This window comes from Desulfovibrio sp. UIB00 (genome assembly GCF_022508225.1).
Taxonomy (GTDB): Bacteria; Desulfobacterota; Desulfovibrionia; order Desulfovibrionales; family Desulfovibrionaceae; genus Desulfovibrio.
This window is the reverse complement of record NZ_JAETXJ010000001.1, coordinates 193,069-209,057: the sequence shown is the minus strand read 5'-3', so window position 1 is coordinate 209,057 and position 15,989 is coordinate 193,069. Positions and strand designations below refer to the sequence as shown.

The following is a 15,989-nucleotide window of genomic DNA, read 5'->3' as shown; positions in this document are numbered from 1 at the left end:
AGAGTTTGCATGACAGCTCCTTACGCCTTGTTGGCAGCAGCGTTCTTGAACACCCGGGCAAAAATTTCGTCTTCGTGTTGCAGGTAGTACGAAGGGTCAAAAAGCTCGGCCAGTGCAGCTGCGCCCAGCCGCCCGCTCATGTCGGCATCGTTGCGCACCAGATCGGGGAAGGGAGTGCGGCTTTCCCAGCTTTGCATGGCAAGGCGCTGTACGGCTTCATACGCCTGCTGGCGCGGAAGTCCGGTGGCAATAAGGGCCGTCAGCACACGCTGCGAAAAATACAGGCCGTAAGAGCGTTCCATGTTCTCACGCATGCGCTCGGGCTTGACCACCAGCCCTTCAAGCAACTTGGTGAGGCGGGTCAGCACGTAGTCGGCAAGGATGGTGGAATCGGGCATGATGACCCGCTCCACGGAGGAATGGCTGATGTCGCGCTCGTGCCACAGAGCCTGATTCTCCAGCGAGGCAAGAGCGTTGGTGCGCAAAAGGCGCGAAAGACCACTCATATTTTCTGCCGAAATGGGGTTCTTTTTGTGCGGCATGGCCGACGAACCCTTCTGCCCCTTGGCAAAACCTTCTTCCACTTCGAGCACTTCCGTACGTTGCAGGTGGCGCAGTTCCACGCACAGGCGTTCCACGCCGCCAGCCAGCACGGCAAGCGAGGTGAAGAAGTGGGCGTAACGGTCACGCTGAATGATCTGGGTGGAGTGCGGGTCAACCTCAAGCTCAAGATAGCTCAGGGCGCGCTGCTCAAGCTCGGGGGACAAAAATGCATAGGTGCCCACCGCGCCGGAGATTTTGCCCACGCGCACGCTTTCAATCCCGGCTTCAACCCGGGCAAGGTGCCGCTCGAACTCGGCGTAGAATCCGGCCATCTTGAGCCCAAAGCTGGTGGGTTCCGCGTGGATGCCGTGGGTGCGGCCCATGCACAACACACCTTTGTGGCGGCGGGCCAGGCCTTCAATGGCGGCCAGGAGCGCGCGGATGTCCTTGAGGATCAGTCGCCCGGCCTGCATGAGCAGAAGGGCGTTGGCCGTATCCACGATGTCGGAGGAGGTGCAGCCCAGATGGATGTAGCGCGCGTCTTCCGCGCCAACCTTTTCTTCAAGCGATGTCAAAAAGGCGATGACGTCGTGACGGGTCACTTCTTCGATAGCCAGGATGCGGTCCACATCAATGGAAGCCTTGGCCTGAATATTTTCCACCGCGGCGGCGGGGATGCGGCCCATGTCGCTCCAGGCCCGGCAAACGGCAACTTCCACATCAAGCCATGCCTGATAGCGGTTCTCAAGGGTCCAGATACGGCCCATTTCCTGACGGGTGTAGCGATCAATCATGGCTGCCTCATGAAGCCGAGCTGGCGGCTTTGGTGGGTGCCGACGCTGCGGACCCTGTGGTTGGCGTAGGGGCGGGGGCCGCCTTGGCGGCGCTGTTTCCAGAATCGGATGCAGATGCGGAGGCCTTTTCGCCTGCCGTACCGCCGGAAGCGGGGGCAGAGGAACCGCCGGAGGTGCCGGAGGAGGCCGTTGAGCCGCCTTCTTCCGTAACGCCCTTGCGGTAGCCGTAGTCGCTCACATACCAGCCGCCGCCTTTAAGGACGAACGAAGTGTGCGACATGATGCGGGGCGAAGGCTCACCGCACTTGGGGCAGGGCTCCTGCCCGTGGGATTCCGATGCCTTGACCCATTCCTCAAACGTATGCTGACACTTGGGGCACTGATATTCGTAGATAGGCATGGTAACACTAAAAAGGTCATGACACGGCATGCTGCCGCGCTGACCGCTGCTGCTTGTTTGCGCCCCGCGCGGCTGCCAGGAGGCAGCCGGGCCGAGCACCATATGTGACGGCGCGTCAATTCGCAGCCGTCGGAACGCCGGGTTCCCGTGTTCGAAGCTTAGGCCTTGGCAGCCTTGGCTTCGCGCACGCGCTGCTTCAGACGCTCTTCACGGCGCTTACGGCGGCGATCCAGTTCTTTCTTACGCTCAATTTTCTTATGTGCCATGATTCCCTCCAGGGGCAAGCCCCGTTAATATAAGTGGGTATTCATATGCTCTTTGATCGGCAAAGTCCAGCCCCGAGCCACATTCCGGGCCGAAAACACTGATTGCAGGCGGAAAATATTTGCCCTGCCTAGCGGCTTCCGCTGCTGTTGCCCGCATCGTAAAAGCCGCTGATATTGCCGCCTGCCTCCAGCTTGCAAGGCCAGAAACCGTGACGGATCAGGATGCACTGCAATTCCGGGAGCAGGTCTTCCGACAGTTTTTCAGCCTGCAACACAGGCTCCGGCGTGAGCCTCAGACGAAAATCCCCCAGCGCGCCTCCACGGCCCTCTTCCAACGCGGCACCTAGGGCCTCACCTTGTGCGGGGCCGGTTGCTCCCAATGCCGCAAGGTCGGCCTCCGCCGCTGCCAGATGCGCCAGCGTGTCGGCCTCGGGCCGCATGCCATAGGCCAGCCGCGTCAGCAGACAGGGCCGTGCGCGCTGCCACGGCCTGTCCAGACCAGTGGCGCGGGCGGCCTCGCGCACTTGCGCCTTGGTCAGCCCGGCTTCGGCCAGGGGCGAACGCACGCGGCCCTCTTCAAGCGCGCGCAGTCCCGGTCTGTAAGCCTGCAAATCATCCGCATTGGTGCCATCGCAGAGCACGCGGTTATGAGCTTCCGCCATGGGGGCAAGCTCGCCACGCAACAGAGCCACAAGCCCAGTCTTGCATCCATAGCAGCGCTGGGGGCTGTTGGTCTCCACCTCCGCCAGGGCAAGAGGATCAAACCGCGCCGTGTGCAGTTTCAGGCCGCGCTCACGCGCCCAGGCGGCAGCCCCGGCGCTTTCCTGCGGGGGGATGTGCGGGCCATAAACATGCACGGCCAGCACGTTGCAACCGCATAACAGAGCCGCATGGCATAAAAAACGGCTGTCCAGCCCGCCGGAAAAAGCCACCGCCACGCGGGGCAGATCGCGCAGCACAGCAGCAAGCGCAGCTGGAACCTGATCCACGTGGAAAGAATTTTTACCCATATCTTCGTCTTTTGATGCGACAAAAGGCCGCACAAACCATGGGGCAGAGCCTACCAGGTCATGCGCACCTTGGCCCCGTGCCCGGCCATGTAGTCCTTGCACTGCCGGATGGAATACTGACCGTAGTGCACGATGGACGCGATCAGCGCAGCGGAGGCCCCGCCCTCGGTTACAGCCTCGAGCATGTGGCGCGGCTCGCCCGCACCGCCGGAAGCGATCACGGGGATGGACACGGCATCGACTATGGCGCGGGTGAGCTTGAGTTCGTAGCCATCCTTGGTTCCGTCCGCATCAATGGAATTGACGCAGAGTTCGCCAGCGCCCAGCTCCTGACAACGGCGCGCCCAGGCAATGGCGTCCAGCCCCATGCGCTTGCGGCCGCCGTGGATGACGATTTCGTAGCCGGAGGGGATTTCTGCGCTTACCGGAACAGCCAGCACGTCCATACCCACCACGATAGCCTGGGAGCCAAAAGCATCCGCGCCATCGCTGATGATGTGCGGATCCTTGACCGCCGCCGAATTTACCGAAACCTTTTCCGCCCCGGCCAGCAGCACCGCGCGCATGTCTGCCACGCTGGAAATGCCGCCGCCAACAGAAAAGGGGATGAAAATCTGCTCCGCCACGTGCTCCACTACATCAATAAAGATGCCGCGCGCCTCAGCGGAAGCCGTGATGTCGTAGAACACGATTTCGTCCGCGCCTTCCTCATAATACCGCCGCGCGGTTTCAACAGGATCGCCGATGTCTTCGTTACCTACAAATTTGACGCCCTTGGTCAGCCGCCCGTTGCGCACATCCAGGCAGGGAATCACTCGCTTACTGAGCATGACGCGCCTCGCAGTAGTCGTAGAAGTTGCGCAGAATTGTCAGCCCCGGACGCCCGCTTTTTTCGGGGTGGAACTGGGTGGCCCACAGGCCGTCGCGCCCGTATACGGAGCAGAATTCCTTGCCGTATGTGGTGGTGGCGATCACAAAGGTGGGGTCCGGCTCCACATAATAGCTATGCACAAAATAGAATTCCGCTGTGGGGGCAACGCCCGCGAGCAGCGGGCAGGGAGCGGAAACTTTCAGGCTGTTCCAGCCCATGTGCGGGATGGGCGCGGGGGTGCCGTCCTCTTCGCGCATGTTGTCTTCAAAACGGCGGCACAGGCCCGGCACGATGCCAAGAGTTGTGGTGTCGTTCTCTTCACTGCGGTCAAGCAGAATCTGGCAGCCCAGACAGATGCCCAGCAGGGGCTGACCGCGCTTGACTGCCTCGCGCAGCAGCACGTCAAGGCCCGTGGGGTGCAGGGCACGCATGGCCTGCCCGGCAGCGCCCACACCGGGAAAAATGATGCCGTGGGCGCGTTCCAGTGTTGCGGGGTCCGCCGTGATGGCGCAAGGTATACCCAAATGTTCAAGGGCGCGGCGCACGCTCGTCTGATTGCCTGCCTTGTAGTCCAGAATGGCCAGCATGGTGCATCCTCTGCTTGTTGTTGCCGTGGGGAGATTGGCGGCTGGTGGCTTTGAAAGACACATCATACCTTTTTGCCGGTGCGCAGGCAACGCGCAGGATGACATGATGGCCCGGCGTCGCAGGAAAAATCAGCGCGCCCGCATACGGCGGCGGCAAACCTTTTGCGGAATGACGTGACAATTTTAATGTTCACGCTTATTATAGAAACCGTGAACATTAAAACTTTACGTTCAAAGAAAATTTTTAATATTTCTTCATAGTTATCACGCAATCTTCGCAGGAGGCCAGCATGTATTTTCCAACTGCAGGCATTGAATGCAACCCGTTTGTTCCCTTTGCGGTGGCTCTGGGCATTTCTTTTTTCACATCCATGGGTGGCATCTCGGGCGCATTTTTGCTGCTGCCGTTTCAGATGAGCGTTCTGGGCTACACCAACCCCAGCGTCAGCGCCACCAACCAGTTCTTTAACGTGCTGGCCTGTCCCTCGGGCGTATGGCGCTACTGGCACGAGGGGCGGCTTGTGTGGCCGCTGGCCTTTACCATTGCCCTGGGTACATTGCCGGGCGTGTTTATAGGGGCCATCGTGCGCATCAATCTGCTGCCCAATCCCCAGAGCTTTAAAATCTTTGCAGGTCTTGTGCTGCTGTACATTGGCGGGCGCATGGCCATGACCACATGGCAAGGCAGGGCCTCGCTGTGGTCGCGCAAGGAAAAGAAGGAGAACATGCCCACCTGCGAAGACAAAAACGGCAGGCTCATGTGCTGCCATGTACTCTACTGGAACATGAAGGAAGTGGCCTTTGTGTTTCAGGAAACCAAATATGTTGTCGCCACCCGCGCGCTTATACTGCTGAGCCTTGTGGTGGGCCTTGTGGGCGGCATCTACGGCATCGGCGGCGGGGCCATCATGGCGCCGTTTCTGGTTTCGTTTTTCGGGCTGCCTGTCTATGTTGTTGCCGGGTCCACGCTTTTTGCCACCTTTATAACTTCCGTGGCGGGCGTGTCGTTTTACGCTCTGCTCGCGCCCTTTTATCCGGATATGGCCGTTGCGCCCGACTGGCGCATGGGCGTTCTGGTGGGCCTTGGCGGCATGTGCGGCATGTATGCCGGGGCGCGTTGCCAGAAGTTTGTGCCTTCCATTGCCTTGAAGGCCCTTCTGACCGCAGTTTTGCTCTTTACAGCCGTGCGCTATTTGGGCCAAGGTTTCTAGCGCCGCTGCCGCCCGAGTTTTTCTGGCCGGAGCGCTTTCGACCTGCCGCAGGGCAGCGCCGGGGGCGCTTCGCCTGTTCTGGGCAGGCAGCAAAGCCCCCAAGGCGCGCGTTTTGCAGTATCGCGCGCGGCACTGTAAAGGAAATTGCAATGAATGATTCTTCCCGGTTGCCCATTGGTCTTTTTGATTCCGGCATGGGCGGCCTCACGGTTTTCAAGGCCCTGGCAGAATGTCTGCCCGGCGAAGATCTGCTCTATCTTGGCGACACCGCCCGTCTGCCCTACGGCACCAAGGGGCGCGACACCATCACGCGCTATACGCTCAAGGCCGCTCAAAAGCTGGTGGACATGGGCGTCAAAATGCTTGTGATTGCCTGCAACACGGCAACCTCTGCGGCGCTTTCCGCAGTGCGGGAGCAGTTTGCCCCGCTGCCGGTCATGGGCGTGGTGGATCCCGGTGCGCAGGCGGCTGCCGCAGCCAGCGCCAACGGTCATATAGTTGTAGTGGCGACAGAGGCCACCATCTCCGGCGGCGCATACCAGAAGGCCATTGCCCGCATCCGGCCTGACGCCGTTGTGACCGGGCGCGCCTGCACCCTCTTTGTGCCCCTTGCCGAAGAAGGCTGGATGAACGGCCCCATTGTGGAAGGCGTTGCAAAACGCTATTTGGCTGACATCTTTCCCTTTGAGGGAGCCGCCCCCGGAGGCGATCTGGAACCAGATACCCTGCTGCTTGGCTGCACGCACTTTCCACTGTTGCAGGAGGCACTGCAAAACGTGGTGGGGCCGCAGGTGCGCATAGTGGATTCTGCCGCAACCACGGCACAGTGCGTGGCTGACGAACTGCGGGCCACCAACCTGCTGCGACCTGCGGATAGCGGCGCGCACTACCGTTTTTTGACCACTGACAATGCCGCCCGCTTTGCCCGGACGGGCAGCCTTTTTCTGGGCCGAAACCTCGGCGATGACGAAGTATGCCTGGTTGATCTATAACAGTATTTTTTAATCATTATATTTCGGGCAGATAAAAAACTTCCAGTAAGGGGCAGACTCTTGCATCGAGCCTGTTTGCCCAAACGGTATTTCGTGAAAAGCTAGAGCAGACGCGGGATTCTGCGCTTTTTCGTTGACAGGAAACCGCCCCTGACGTAAGGAAACAAAAGTTCTGACCGCAGCAGAAGCGGTTTTGCTTACGATTCCCCCATGACGTGAAAAAGCCTTGGCGGCTTTTTTGCGGCTGTTTCTTTTGAGTGCGGCGAATCGGGCCCCGGCACCAGACTTCTGGCTTGTCGACCCGGTCCGGCTTGCAGGGAATAACCGAAATCCTTTATGGAGTAGCATCATGACCAAAGCTGAGCTCGTAGAAAAGATCCATGCCAAAGCTGGCCTGCCCACCAAGGCCAAAGCCGAAGAAGCTCTTGACGCCGTGGTGGCCTCGCTGCGCGAAGCCCTGGCCTCTGGCGAATCCGTGACCTTCACCGGTTTCGGCAGCTTCAAGGTGGTTGAGCGCGCCGCCCGCAAGGGTCGCAACCCCCGCACCGGCAAGGAAATCACCATTCCTGCCAGCAAGGTTGCCAAGTTCACGCCCGGCAAGGGCCTGAAAGACGCCATTAAGTAAGTGGCGTAGCGACACATTTTTTCGGCGGCGCTATTGCCTTCACACAGGGTAATCGCGCCGTCGACATTTTCTCCCGCCTTGTACGCGGCATTTTGGCCGCCTCTGCATAAAGCCGGAGAAAACACCCCTGCGGAGGGGTGGCAGAGCGGTTGATCGCGGCGGTCTTGAAAACCGTTGAAGGTGTGAGCCTTCCGGGGGTTCAAATCCCTCCCCCTCCGCCAGTTTCTTGTACGTGATTAGAAAAGAGCTGAAACCTTTGCGGGCTTCAGCTCTTTTTATTTGGCTGCGGCCTTTTATTATAGACGGAATACTTGTATTCAGGTCTCATAAACTTAGCAAACCAAAAGACCTTACTAAGCGTCTCCTTCCAGTAGGCTCTTAACACTGACAAGCTCCCACCCCCGCTGCTTCAAATCATTTGCATGCTCTGCGATCCTATTTATGTGGCAAGCCATTGCAAATAAATGTGTTGGCCGACTCATGGCTACATGTGCAATTTTGATGCAAGATTTAAGATGTACTCCTATAGGTTTCTTCAGTCCTTCTCCTTTGAGCAGCGGCATCAAATATTCTGAATCGTGTTTTTTTTGATATTTACTTTCAAGAAATAACGTTCCTGTATGTGTTTCCCCCTTAACGGAATGAACTGTTCCAATCTCGACATTTAACTGCTCAGAACAGCACATCCTGTTACAGGCTTCATCTTGAACACACGTTGAATCAATGTTTTCATCAACCAGAAATTTACTGGCGGCAACCGCATATGTAGCAAAAACGGTACTTGTGCTAAAAAAGTCAACTATATCTGCATGAACGGCAGCAACTTCATCGCCTGCAACAAGTTGATTGAGCCATGCTGTTATCTTTTTCCGAATCAAACAGAGGTCTTCCGGATAATCCTTCTCTAACAATCGCTCAAGCCTTCTTGCCGTCAAAGGCAGCCTTCCAACAACTTCATCGGGCAACCATTTAGCAAATCCCACAAGCCCCTCCATCATATAACTCTTGAATGTGCTAGGAGAATGAGCACAGCTTGCTAATGCGTTATACGCAGCAACGTAAGAAATAAAATTGGGAAAGCGAGGGGTAAGTTTAAGTTTTGATCGGTACAGGGGCCAGTACTTGGGGATACAGGGGGTGTCCTTTTCCTGTCCAATCCACCCAACAGCTTTAAAAATTCTTGGCGTTGTTGGGTCTGAATCCAACCCAAGGCGCTGGATCAACACCCCAAACGCTTCGATAGCGCCGCCCATACAACTATCATCATATGTAAGCATGTATGGAGGGTGAGATTTGATCTTCGAATTCCCGGCAAGAGTTATCTTTGTGTCTATGCGGATAGGGTCGATGGCTACTGCCAGAGCCTCTCCAAAGCGCATAGATGTAGAAAAATTCAACCTTGGTTCCCTCGGCACCCATTCCATGTCACCATCTTTTGACACAGAAAAAATAGCTTGGTTAGGGTCGCCGACTCTTTGAATAACAAGGGAGGGTTCAGAAAACAGTGCATCTAAAACTTCTATTTGGCGGGAGTCGGTGTCTTGCATCTCGTCAATTAATACAAAGCGATAGCGACTTGCGATCAATCTGCTAAGCGTAGGGTGGTCATTTAAATATTTTTCTGCCAACGCAAAAGCTTGTTCAAAACTTATTATTCCCTTTGATAACACTTTTTTGCAACAAGCTGTAATGGCTTTGTGGGTCTGAGTGTTGGGGTCTTTCAATCGTATATTAGAAAGATCAAAATCCAGCGTATTTGGGTCAAGAATAATTTTTCGCAATAAATCATTTGAGCTATTGCAAGTTGGGTTATTTTTTACCTGGATACTTATCCAGGGCGAAGCTGAAGATTTACCGCATTCCCTTGAAAGGCTATTCACCCACCTGTCCGTGTCAATAACACACGGACGACCACCGTATTCTTCAATGAATTTAGGGATAGTTAAAAAACGATCAACAAAGGATTGAATTGTACCAAAAAAGTTTGGATAGTTAATAAGAGTTCTCGCGTCTATACCCAGCCTTTTCTTGATTTCATCAATAGCGACATTTGTGTGGGTCAGAACACATATTCCCCCGCCGCCAGAAAAAGGCATCTTTTTTGATAAGATCAAAAGCTTAGCGAGCAAGGCAGTGGTTTTTCCACTTCCCGGGCAAGCTAGCACGTCACAAGAACTCAACTCTCTTATGAAGGTTCGCCGCTCGTCATCAAAGATACACCCCGGTGGAAGTAACATCCCCTCAGCATACGCGATATCCGAATCAGATATATTAATCATTTTCTAGCTCTTCTATGGGTTCGGTCACATAAGCGATAGCATCTGAAAGATATTTTAACTCGGGGCAAAGGAGACGAGCACGAAGCTTTTTAGAGTCCTTGTTGTGCCATCCATCGAGAACGCTAGAAAAACACTGCGCGACTATCGCTTTGGATATTTTATTCTTCGTTGGATCGTCACGCCTAAGCATAATCCCCCTGTAAATTTTATCAGCGATATATTCTTTGCTTTTTCCATCTCCATTCCATTTCTTCCAGCGCTCTGCACTTTCTTTTAAACACTTTTTATACACCCATGACTTAGGCTCACCAGTCTTAGCATTTTGAATTTTTTCTGATTCAAAAACACACTTCAAAAATTGAAATGCAAAGCTAGATAGAGAAATCTCATACTCCAAAGTCCAATTATGAGAAACAAAAGTCTCAACGCCATCCGCTGCATATCGCTTGACAATGGCTTTATGAGCCTCCTTTTTTTCATCTTCGATTTCCGTCAGTTGTTTGCCTTTTTGTTCCTCCTCCGGTTTAACATCTAAATCCGTTATAATAGCAGCTTTAATACCCATTTTTTGACCGTCTTTCCGAGAAAAAACCTTTGCATAATGTAAAAATGCGGTACTCCCGACGTTCACAATAGACACACCATATTGATATAATGGTCGACCGAGGCACTCTGCAATTGTAGGTAGCAGTATGTTTTCAGCATCCCCTTCAACCATTACCACGGCTTTAGCAAAAAAAAGATTTGCCTTTGTGGCATCAAGAAAACGCTCCAGATAGTCGTAATGCTTGGGCTCAAGATTGGTATACGCCGGCCCCATTGGAAAGGCCTCGCCATCCTTGCAAATGATTAAACTTTCAAGCTTGAGGCTTGAGGCCAATGTCGTACTATGAGTGGTGAGGATTAGCTGTCCTGGCATACTGGACTGAAGATACTTTATTAAACGAAGCTGTGCTTGTGGGTGCAAATGAGCTTCAAGCTCCTCAATTATGGTAAGCCGTAAACCTGTATCTTCCCCTGCCTGAAGAAGCAGCAACTCCGCTGCCATGTACAATAAATTGAGAGAGCCAAGACCAGGAGGCTCGTTCCCATAAACTAGGCTTAGTCTTTGCAAAATGTCGTGCAGCGCACTGCCAGAAATCGTTATATTTGATTCGTGCTTATCATTAGGAGAAAAAAAGCTTGAAAGATGACTATTAATTGTCGCTAGAAGTTTAGCAGCCTTCTCATCGCCAGCTTCTGTAAAGTGCTCCTCTACTTTTTTATTAGCCTCACCTACTATTGTTTCTAGCGCATGATTTTCACCAACATTCTTATGAAATGCAGGATGAGCTTTAAGAATTTGGGCTAACCTAGAATTACGTCCTGGCGTTAGTTCATTTTCTGCATCGCGCAATGGCTTGAGATAAATCACTCTCAGTAAGTCTTGAGCTGCAAGGGGGAGTGAAGCGCCCTCTATATCTGATCCAGCCCTCAACTCCCTTAGTATCTTCTCGGGAGTATATTGAGCAGAATAGGTGACTGTGAGTGAATATTCTGGTTCCCCATTACTCTCTATGATATCTATCCATTCTAAAAAATTCGCAGCCTCTCGGACTGTGAATCCCTTAAAACAACATTCAATTTTGAAAGAGTCTGCGCGATGGACTCCATCAAAGTGAAAATCACTTTCATCGATATAAAACCATTCTCGACTTTGTGTTCCAAGGACTAACCGGATGGAATCAACTATAGCAGATTTTCCGGCGTCATTTTCACCAATGAGAACATTCAATTTTTCATTAAATGGGATGTGAACTCCGGGAAGAGTCACTCCCTCTTTTTCGGATTGACCAAATTTTCTAAAGTTCCATATTCTGATGTCTGAGAGGTACATGGTTCACCTATGCCTTGGACTACTTTTGTGCGCAGATGTTGGCACCACAACAAATTTATTTCGCAATGTCTATACTCTACCCCTGAAATACGCTAAATTATATACAAGCGTACTGGTTAGCATAATTAGTTACCAACGTAGTTAAGCCCCACCCCTGATAATTATTCAACTACCATGAATTGTTCGCTTCTTTGCCAGACTGGTCATCCCGCATATTGATTGTTATGTTGCAGCAACCACCGCAATACTGGAACGCAGCATGACAACCGCTCTCATCCAACAAGTAGCAAGAACGCTTGCGCTCCATCCTGAAATTCAGCTGGCGTTCGTGTTCGGCTCCGCAGCCCGTGACGCTCTGCGGCCCGACAGCGATGTGGACGTGGCTGTACTTGCGGCATCTCAACTCTCGCCCGAGGCGCGGCTTGAACTCATGGCAGAGCTTAGCCTTGTCGTGAAGCGCGAGGTTGACCTTGTTGACCTGTCCACTGCCTGGGGGCTGATTTTACGTCAGGTGCTGACCACAGGCACCCTGGCCCTCAAGCGTTCAGACACCGCCCATGCCATGCTGCTCAAGCGCATGCTTTTTGATCAGGCGGACATGGAGCCGCTGCGCCAAAGAATCATTGAAAAAAGTCTGGAACGGGGGTTCTGATGGATACGGATGTCATCAAGACAAAGCTTGTTTCACTCCAGCGCTGCATGGAGCGCATCCGTCAGAAAACCCCGGCAAATGCGCAGCAACTCGCAGAGGATTTTGACCTCCAGGACATTCTCATTCTGAACCTGCAACGCGCTGTGCAGATCAGCATTGATATTGCCACCAGCATCCTTGCCGACTCCCCGGCGGTGCCTTCAACGATGGCGGAGGCCTTTTTGCTGCTGCACCGGCAGGGGGTACTCTCCGAGGCTGTGGCGCGCAAACTCGCCAAGGGTGTGGGCCTGCGCAATATCGCAGTGCATGAATACACCAGTCTGGACTGGAATGTGGTCTACGCCGTGGCGCATACGCACATTGAAGATTTTGCGGAATTTGGCCGCGAAATCAGCACATGGGTGAAATCGCGGACGTAAACGCTGCCACGACCATACGCTTGAGTCATATGCCCCCAACTCTCAGGCAAGAAAACGGCCCGCTTCTGAACAGGGATAGCACTCTTAGGAGCAAACCTGCGCAGAAACGGGCTGTTAGCGTTGCCTTGAAGGCAAAAGACGTTGGGGTTTCTAGCACCCCTGCGTATAGAACAATGCCAGCCCGCCGCGCGCGGTTTCGCGGTAGTCGTCCTTCATGTCGCGGCCTGTCTGGTTCATGGTGCGGATACAGAGATCAAGCCCCACAGGGTGCTTGGTGCCCTGCCCGGTGCGGGCCATCATCCAGGCGTTCCACGACTTCACGGAACTCATGGCGTTGCGCGAAATACAGGGAATCTGCACATAGCCGCCCACAGGGTCGCAGGTCATGCCCAGATGGTGCTCCAGCGCAAATTCTGCCGCATTTTCCACCACATCGGGCGTTTCGCCCATCACCTGCGACAGCATGGCAGCCGCCATACTTGAGGCGGAGCCGATCTCGCCCTGACAGCCCACGTCCGCGCCCGCCACACTGGCGTGCCGCTTGATGAGCGTCCCCACCATGGAGGCCACCAGGAGGCCGTCCACAAGGTCGGCTTCTGTTTTGCCGCGCTCCTTGATGAGCATGTGCACCACCGCAGGCATAACCCCTGCCGAACCCGCCGTGGGCGCGGTCACAATGGGGTGGCCCATGGCGTTTTCTTCCGACCCGGCCTGCCCGTAGGCCGACAGCCGCGCCGCAAAGGCATCGGCTGGCTCCGGCGAGCTGGCGGCCTGCTCCAGCATGAGTTTGGCCCGACGCTCCAGGCCAAACGGCCCCTTGAGCTTGCCTTCCAGCCCAAGGCCCGTGGCGGCGCAACTGTCCATCACGTGGATGATGCGCTGCGCGCCCTGCCGGATGTTCTGTTCCGACTGCCCGGTGATGGACATTTCGTTTTCCAGCATAATGAGCGGAATGCTCTTGCCCGTGTTCTTCACGATTTCAAGCAGGCCGTTCATGGAATCAAAGGCATGTACGGGCTTGCCTTTGTCCGGTGCCTTCCAGCCCTTCCACTGCAAAAACCCGCCGCCCACGGAATAGTATTCGCGCGAGGCAAGCTGTTTGCCCTTGCCCAGCAGCTCGATGACCAGCACGTTGCTGAACGGAGCCTCGATTGTGCCCTGTTCAAAGATCACGTCCGAATCCTTGAGCGGAATCCGGGCCGGGCCAAGTACCACCGTGCGGGTGTCGTCCGGTTTTACAAAAAGGTTGTCCAGAAATTCGGCCTTGCATTCATCGGGCTTTTGCCCAAGCAGGCCCGCCGCCACGGCGCGGTCAGTGCCGTGCCCCTTGCCCGTGGCCGAGAGGCTGCCGTACAGGTGCACCTTGACGGCATCCGCCTGGGCAAGCTGCTCCTGCGGCAACTGGGCGCACAAATGGATAAAATCATTACCCGCCGACATGGGCGCGATGGTGTGCGAACTGGAGGGGCCAGGGCCGATCTTGAACATCTCGAACACGGTCACATCAATGGGATTGACGCACACGGAGCCAGGCTTCCACAGGGGGTCAAAACCTGCCCACGTGAGCGAGGGCAGGCACAGTCCCGCGCCCGTCACAGCCATTGATTGCAGGAAACGCCGACGATTACAGTACATACACGCATCCTCCTGGGGTTTGGCAGATTGCGAAGCCTACTGCCGGGGCTTTTTGTACGAGACCGGGCCGGTGGAATAGTTGGTGCGGGGCAGCCATGCATCGGGATAGCCGATGTTCTGGGCCATTTTGTCCGGGCTGTTGAGAAAACCCTGACAGTGCCGCGCCACCAGTTGGGGGAAAAATTCCCGCCAGTCGCGCAACGCGCCCTCTGCCTGCGCCCTCAGGGCCTTGGAAAAGGCGGCCTGCGCCTGCGCCGGGGATGATGCCGCCTTGGGGGCCAGTTCCTTTTGCAGCGCGGCTACGCGGGCGGCAAAGGCGGTTTCCATGCTGGCAGCTCTGGTCTGAATCTCCTGAGAAATCAGGTCGTAACGGATGTTGGCGTAATCGCTCACCAGGGAATAGGCCCACCATGCGGAATCCTTGGCAAAGCGGCGGGTGTCGCCCTGTTCGTAGCCTGCGGGCATGGGGGCGACCGCCAGCGGCACAAAGACAGATTCCGCCGCCGGAGCCAGCGCAACCCAGCACACCAGCGCGAGCGGTTCCGGCACATCGGGCCGATACTGCGCAATGGTGGTGTAGCCCACATAGTACATGCCCATGGGCCGTTCCCACGCGCCTTCAAGCTTGGTGGTCGGGCTCACGTCGCCGCTGGGATCCTTGGGGCCGATAATGCGGTTGGGATTGCCAAACGGCCCCGCCGCAGTGCCCTTGGTGAGGTCGAATTCCGTTCCCTCGTAGTGGTCGCGGTGCATGCGCTTGATGTCGTCCAGGCTCAGCAGCTTGTCCGGCTTGACGGAAAAGGGATAAGCGCGGGTTGCGCCGTTTTCCACCCAGGCAGGCAGCTTGAGCGAAGGAGCCGCCAGAGAGAGCGCCCGCCACACGCGGCGCAGCGAATAGTAGGGGTGGTTATACTCGCCATCGCTTACCGTGGTCAGCCAGTCCAGAGGCTTGGACGCGTCCTTGGGGCTGCGCATGTTGTATTTGTCCACCGTGGCAAACAGGCTTTTGCCGTACATCTGGTCGGGGTTGCCGGGCGTGATGTCGCGGATGCGAAATTCGTTGGCCGCCACAAAAAACTGGCCGTCGGGCACGCGCTGGGCCACCCACAGGCCGCCTGCTCCCGCAGGGGAGGGGGCCATTTCCATAACCCATGCTTCGTTTTTGTCGGCCACAGGCAGGGTTTCACCCGTTCCATAATATCCATACTGCTCAATGAGCGCGCCCATCAGCTCAATGGCCTCCCGGGCGGTTTTGCAGCGTTCCAGCGCCACGCGCGCCAGCTCGGACGAATAGAAAATGCGCTTGCCCGGCTCTGCCGTGCAGGTATTGTGCGCCCCATCCGTGCATTCGCCAAACATGAGGCCATGCTCGTTCATGATGGCATAGTTGCCGTCAATATAGGCAAAGGTGTGCCGCACCTGAGGGATAAAGCCGATGGCAATCGTGCGCGGCGTATCCGGGTGGTTATAGCCCGGCGCGCGTTTGGGGTCTGAAAGGCGGGGAACAAGAAAGGTATTGGTGGCGGGATTTTCCTTCACCGCCACGGCGGAATCGTACACGGGGCGCTGCGCGCCTTCCGGCCAGTCGCGGGCGGGAACGTACACAATGGACTGGTCGTTGAGATCGTTGTCGTCAGAATGGCTTACCATCACGGAGCCGTCTGCGCTGGCCCCCTTGGTAACAATAAAGGTAGTGCAGGCAAGGGTTGCCTGGGGCAGCAGCAGGGCCAGAGAAACACAGCATAAGACGATCAGCCGCTTCATGGGACCTCCATAAAAAAATCAGACCGTAACATCCCGCATGCTCAAACCGATACGCAAAACGCCAG

At 55.5% G+C, this 15,989-nt stretch carries 15 protein-coding genes and 1 tRNA gene; 6 read left to right on the top strand and 10 right to left on the bottom strand.

Features of this window, described 5'->3' with window-relative positions:
- Positions 1-20: 20 nt before the first annotated feature.
- From purB to hisH, 5 genes are all read right to left on the bottom strand, one after another.
- Positions 21-1,337, bottom strand: coding sequence for an adenylosuccinate lyase (gene purB, locus JMF94_RS00880; protein WP_240823339.1), 1,317 nt, complete (start codon positions 1,335-1,337; stop codon positions 21-23).
- Positions 1,338-1,344: 7 nt separating this feature from the next.
- A complete protein-coding gene (locus JMF94_RS00875; RefSeq protein WP_240823338.1) occupies positions 1,345-1,737 on the bottom strand; it encodes a zinc ribbon domain-containing protein in 393 nt (130 codons plus the stop codon).
- 394 nt (positions 1,738-2,131) lie between these two features.
- Complete coding sequence (locus JMF94_RS00870) at positions 2,132-3,013, bottom strand: PP-loop family protein (protein WP_240823337.1); 882 nt, start codon at positions 3,011-3,013, stop codon at positions 2,132-2,134.
- A 50-nt stretch (positions 3,014-3,063) separates the two neighbouring features.
- The gene (hisF, locus tag JMF94_RS00865) at positions 3,064-3,843 is read right to left on the bottom strand and encodes an imidazole glycerol phosphate synthase subunit HisF (protein ID WP_240823336.1); all 780 of its coding nucleotides are present in this window, start codon (positions 3,841-3,843) and stop codon (positions 3,064-3,066) included.
- Positions 3,833-4,471, bottom strand: a complete 639-nt coding sequence (hisH, locus tag JMF94_RS00860) for an imidazole glycerol phosphate synthase subunit HisH (RefSeq protein ID WP_240823335.1) — start codon at positions 4,469-4,471, stop codon at positions 3,833-3,835. The genes hisF and hisH overlap by 11 nt, the downstream gene beginning before the upstream one ends.
- A gap of 290 nt (positions 4,472-4,761) precedes the next feature.
- On the opposite strand from hisH, the gene JMF94_RS00855 reads away from it, so the two are divergent.
- Together JMF94_RS00855 and murI are read left to right on the top strand one after the other, a co-directional pair.
- A complete protein-coding gene (locus tag JMF94_RS00855) occupies positions 4,762-5,682 on the top strand; it encodes a sulfite exporter TauE/SafE family protein (RefSeq protein WP_240823334.1) in 921 nt (306 codons plus the stop codon).
- A 149-nt stretch (positions 5,683-5,831) separates the two neighbouring features.
- A complete protein-coding gene (gene murI, locus JMF94_RS00850; RefSeq protein ID WP_240823333.1) occupies positions 5,832-6,674 on the top strand; it encodes a glutamate racemase in 843 nt (280 codons plus the stop codon).
- Between the two features lie 9 nt (positions 6,675-6,683).
- Here the strand turns inward: murI and JMF94_RS00845 are convergent, their stop codons facing one another.
- Positions 6,684-7,025, bottom strand: coding sequence for a hypothetical protein (locus JMF94_RS00845; RefSeq protein ID WP_240823332.1), 342 nt, complete (start codon positions 7,023-7,025; stop codon positions 6,684-6,686).
- Here JMF94_RS00845 and JMF94_RS00840 point away from each other — a divergent pair.
- Both JMF94_RS00840 and JMF94_RS00835 read left to right on the top strand, forming a co-directional pair.
- Positions 7,024-7,299, top strand: coding sequence for an HU family DNA-binding protein (locus JMF94_RS00840; RefSeq protein ID WP_022659096.1), 276 nt, complete (start codon positions 7,024-7,026; stop codon positions 7,297-7,299). The genes JMF94_RS00845 and JMF94_RS00840 overlap by 2 nt on opposite strands.
- A gap of 131 nt (positions 7,300-7,430) precedes the next feature.
- Positions 7,431-7,520: transfer RNA gene (locus JMF94_RS00835), tRNA-Ser, on the top strand.
- Positions 7,521-7,652: 132 nt separating this feature from the next.
- On the opposite strand, the gene JMF94_RS00830 is transcribed toward JMF94_RS00835, so the two are convergent.
- Both JMF94_RS00830 and JMF94_RS00825 read right to left on the bottom strand, forming a co-directional pair.
- Positions 7,653-9,578 carry a UvrD-helicase domain-containing protein gene (locus JMF94_RS00830; protein WP_240823331.1) on the bottom strand — a complete coding sequence of 642 codons (1,926 nt, stop codon included), beginning with the start codon at positions 9,576-9,578 and terminating at the stop codon, positions 7,653-7,655.
- On the bottom strand, positions 9,571-11,454 hold the full coding sequence (locus JMF94_RS00825; protein ID WP_240823330.1) for an AAA family ATPase: 1,884 nt from the start codon (positions 11,452-11,454) through the stop codon (positions 9,571-9,573). The genes JMF94_RS00830 and JMF94_RS00825 overlap by 8 nt, the downstream gene beginning before the upstream one ends.
- Before the next feature lie 259 nt (positions 11,455-11,713).
- Between JMF94_RS00825 and JMF94_RS00820 the strand changes: the two genes are divergently transcribed.
- Positions 11,714-12,106: a nucleotidyltransferase domain-containing protein gene (locus JMF94_RS00820; protein WP_240823329.1), complete on the top strand. Its 393-nt coding sequence runs from the start codon at positions 11,714-11,716 to the stop codon at positions 12,104-12,106.
- Positions 12,106-12,525, top strand: a complete 420-nt coding sequence (locus JMF94_RS00815; protein ID WP_240823328.1) for a DUF86 domain-containing protein — start codon at positions 12,106-12,108, stop codon at positions 12,523-12,525. Before JMF94_RS00820 ends, JMF94_RS00815 begins: the two co-directional genes overlap by 1 nt.
- 150 nt (positions 12,526-12,675) lie before the next feature.
- Here the strand turns inward: JMF94_RS00815 and JMF94_RS00810 are convergent, their stop codons facing one another.
- Together JMF94_RS00810 and JMF94_RS00805 are read right to left on the bottom strand one after the other, a co-directional pair.
- Positions 12,676-14,160 carry an L-serine ammonia-lyase gene (locus JMF94_RS00810; protein WP_240823327.1) on the bottom strand — a complete coding sequence of 495 codons (1,485 nt, stop codon included), beginning with the start codon at positions 14,158-14,160 and terminating at the stop codon, positions 12,676-12,678.
- 36 nt (positions 14,161-14,196) lie between these two features.
- Positions 14,197-15,924: a C69 family dipeptidase gene (locus JMF94_RS00805; protein WP_240823326.1), complete on the bottom strand. Its 1,728-nt coding sequence runs from the start codon at positions 15,922-15,924 to the stop codon at positions 14,197-14,199.
- Between the last annotated feature and the right edge of the window lie 65 nt (positions 15,925-15,989).

Bases quoted from the DNA above. Each gene is read 5' to 3' on its own strand.
- purB (WP_240823339.1), bottom strand. From the start codon at position 1,337: ATGATTGATCGCTACACCCGTCAGGAAATGGGCCGTATCTGGACCCTT.
- JMF94_RS00875 (WP_240823338.1), bottom strand. From the start codon at position 1,737: ATGCCTATCTACGAATATCAGTGCCCCAAGTGTCAGCATACGTTTGAG.
- JMF94_RS00870 (WP_240823337.1), bottom strand. From the start codon at position 3,013: ATGGGTAAAAATTCTTTCCACGTGGATCAGGTTCCAGCTGCGCTTGCT.
- hisF (WP_240823336.1), bottom strand. From the start codon at position 3,843: ATGCTCAGTAAGCGAGTGATTCCCTGCCTGGATGTGCGCAACGGGCGG.
- hisH (WP_240823335.1), bottom strand. From the start codon at position 4,471: ATGCTGGCCATTCTGGACTACAAGGCAGGCAATCAGACGAGCGTGCGC.
- JMF94_RS00855 (WP_240823334.1), top strand. From the start codon at position 4,762: ATGTATTTTCCAACTGCAGGCATTGAATGCAACCCGTTTGTTCCCTTT.
- murI (WP_240823333.1), top strand. From the start codon at position 5,832: ATGAATGATTCTTCCCGGTTGCCCATTGGTCTTTTTGATTCCGGCATG.
- JMF94_RS00840 (WP_022659096.1), top strand. From the start codon at position 7,024: ATGACCAAAGCTGAGCTCGTAGAAAAGATCCATGCCAAAGCTGGCCTG.
- JMF94_RS00845 (WP_240823332.1), bottom strand. From the start codon at position 7,025: ATGATGCTACTCCATAAAGGATTTCGGTTATTCCCTGCAAGCCGGACC.
- JMF94_RS00830 (WP_240823331.1), bottom strand. From the start codon at position 9,578: ATGATTAATATATCTGATTCGGATATCGCGTATGCTGAGGGGATGTTA.
- JMF94_RS00825 (WP_240823330.1), bottom strand. From the start codon at position 11,454: ATGTACCTCTCAGACATCAGAATATGGAACTTTAGAAAATTTGGTCAA.
- JMF94_RS00820 (WP_240823329.1), top strand. From the start codon at position 11,714: ATGACAACCGCTCTCATCCAACAAGTAGCAAGAACGCTTGCGCTCCAT.
- JMF94_RS00815 (WP_240823328.1), top strand. From the start codon at position 12,106: ATGGATACGGATGTCATCAAGACAAAGCTTGTTTCACTCCAGCGCTGC.
- JMF94_RS00810 (WP_240823327.1), bottom strand. From the start codon at position 14,160: ATGTACTGTAATCGTCGGCGTTTCCTGCAATCAATGGCTGTGACGGGC.
- JMF94_RS00805 (WP_240823326.1), bottom strand. From the start codon at position 15,924: ATGAAGCGGCTGATCGTCTTATGCTGTGTTTCTCTGGCCCTGCTGCTG.